The 1,815-nt window shown below is 65.5% G+C and carries 4 protein-coding genes; 3 read left to right on the top strand and 1 reads right to left on the bottom strand.

Annotated elements, in window-relative coordinates:
- From EN906_RS32885 to cobO, 3 genes are all read left to right on the top strand, one after another.
- Positions 1–307 (top strand): CbtA family protein (locus EN906_RS32885; protein ID WP_206529238.1); only part of this gene is annotated, 307 nt, incomplete at its 5' end.
- Positions 300–815, top strand: coding sequence for a bifunctional adenosylcobinamide kinase/adenosylcobinamide-phosphate guanylyltransferase (gene cobU / locus EN906_RS32880; protein ID WP_127375709.1), 516 nt, complete (start codon positions 300–302; stop codon positions 813–815). The genes EN906_RS32885 and cobU, both read left to right, overlap by 8 nt.
- A gap of 1 nt (position 816) precedes the next feature.
- On the top strand, positions 817–1,431 hold the full coding sequence (gene cobO / locus EN906_RS32875; protein ID WP_109667906.1) for a cob(I)yrinic acid a,c-diamide adenosyltransferase: 615 nt from the start codon (positions 817–819) through the stop codon (positions 1,429–1,431).
- Between the two features lie 39 nt (positions 1,432–1,470).
- Here cobO and EN906_RS32870 read toward each other — a convergent pair.
- Positions 1,471–1,815: cobalamin biosynthesis protein (locus EN906_RS32870; RefSeq protein ID WP_206529237.1), on the bottom strand; the 345-nt coding region annotated here is incomplete at its 5' end.

The following is a 1,815-nucleotide window of genomic DNA, read 5'->3' as shown; positions in this document are numbered from 1 at the left end:
CACCCAGCGCCAGATCTGGTGGTGGGCGACGGTGGCGGCAACCGCTGCCGGTCTCGGCCTGATCGCGTTTCGCAAGTCGCTGCCGCTGGCGATCCTTGCCGTCCTTTTGATCGTCGTGCCGCATGTTGTCGGTGCACCGCAGCCCGACAGTTACGAAACGGCGATTCCGGAAGGGCTGCATCACCAGTTCGTGGTGGCGGTGACCGTGACCAATCTGGTGTTCTGGCTGGTGCTCGGCGCGGTCGTCGGTGTGGTGCGTGGCCGCTTCACCGGCACCGCGACCAGCCTGCGCGACAGCTTTGCCTGATCGCAAGACACTGACCTTCCTCATCGGCGGTGCGCGCCCCGGCAAGAGCGCGCACGCCGAAATTTTGGCGACCGCCTTGCCGCCGCCCTGGACCTATATCGCCACGGCGCAAGCCTATGATGACGAGATGCATGAACGCATCGCGTTGCACCGATCGCGGCGCGGCGAAGGCTGGACGACCATCGACGCACTGCTCGATCTCGCCGGTACGCTTGCCGCCTTGCCGGAGGATCGGCCGGTGCTTGTCGACTGCCTGACGCTGTGGCTGACCAACCACATGCTGGCCGAACACGATTTCGAGCTGGAATGCCGGCGATTGACGGAGGTGCTGTCGCGGCCGCGCGGGCCCTGGTTCGTGGTGTCCAATGAGGTCGGACAAGGCATCGTGCCGGACAATGCACTGGCGCGCCGGTTTCGCGATGCCGCCGGCCGGCTCAACCAGCAGGTCGCCGCCGTCGCCGATACGGTGCTGCTGATGGTGGCGGGGCTGCCGCTCAAGGTGAAATGACATGACCGACATCGACGATAAGGACGAAGAGCGCCATCGCGCCAAGATGGCCAAGCGCAAGGCTGTGCAGGATGCCGAGGTGGCGAGCAAGACGGTCGAGAAGGGATTGCTGATCGTCAACACCGGTCCCGGCAAGGGCAAGACCACGGCTGCCTTCGGCCTGGCGCTGCGGATGCTCGGCTACGGCAAGCGCGTCGGCGTTGTCCAGTTCATCAAGGGCAAGTGGCACACCGGCGAGAAGGACGCCTTCGCCGCCTTCGGCGACCGCGTCGTCTGGCACGCGATGGGCGAGGGGTTCACCTGGGAAACGCAGGACCTGAAGCGCGACATCGCCGCCGCCGAAGCCGCCTGGGCCAAGGTGCTCGAACTGATGGCCGATCCGTCGATCAGCCTGCTGGTGCTCGACGAACTGAACATTGCGCTGCGCTACGACTATCTCGATCTCGACAAAGTGGTTGCGGCGTTGAAGGCGCGGCGTGAGGGCCTGCATGTCGTGGTCACCGGCCGCAACGCCAAGCCGGCGCTGGTTGAGGCCGCCGACCTCGTCACCGAAATGGGCGTGACCAAGCACCATTTTTCCGCAGGCGTGAAAGCGCAGCAGGGGATCGAGTTCTGAGCGTTTCTTACCCTCCCCACAAGGGGAGGGTGAAGTAGATCACGCCACGATGACCATGACCGCGACCAACCCAAACAGCGCGATCAGCAGATAGTCGGCGACGCGATAGAGTTTCAGCGCTCGCCTTATGTCGACGCTGTCGGCCTCGCGCCGCCCACCTTCGCCCATGAAGACGTCGTCCACGAGCACGCCGCCGTAGCTGCGCGGCCCGGCGAGCGCCAGGCCGAGCGCACCGGCCATCGCCGCTTCCGGCCAGCCGGCATTGGGTGAGCGGTGTTTTTTCGCGTCGCGCCACACCGCATGCCAGGCATTTTTCGCATCAGCGCCTTTGACGAAGAACGCCGCCAGCACGATCAGCAGCTCCGTCAGCCGCGACGCCGGCAG

The organism is Mesorhizobium sp. M7A.F.Ca.CA.004.06.1.1 (genome assembly GCF_003999135.1).
In the GTDB taxonomy this organism is placed as follows: Bacteria; Pseudomonadota; Alphaproteobacteria; order Rhizobiales; family Rhizobiaceae; genus Mesorhizobium.
The sequence above is the reverse complement of the archived record's forward strand: the minus strand, read 5'-3'. Positions and strand labels throughout refer to the sequence as shown.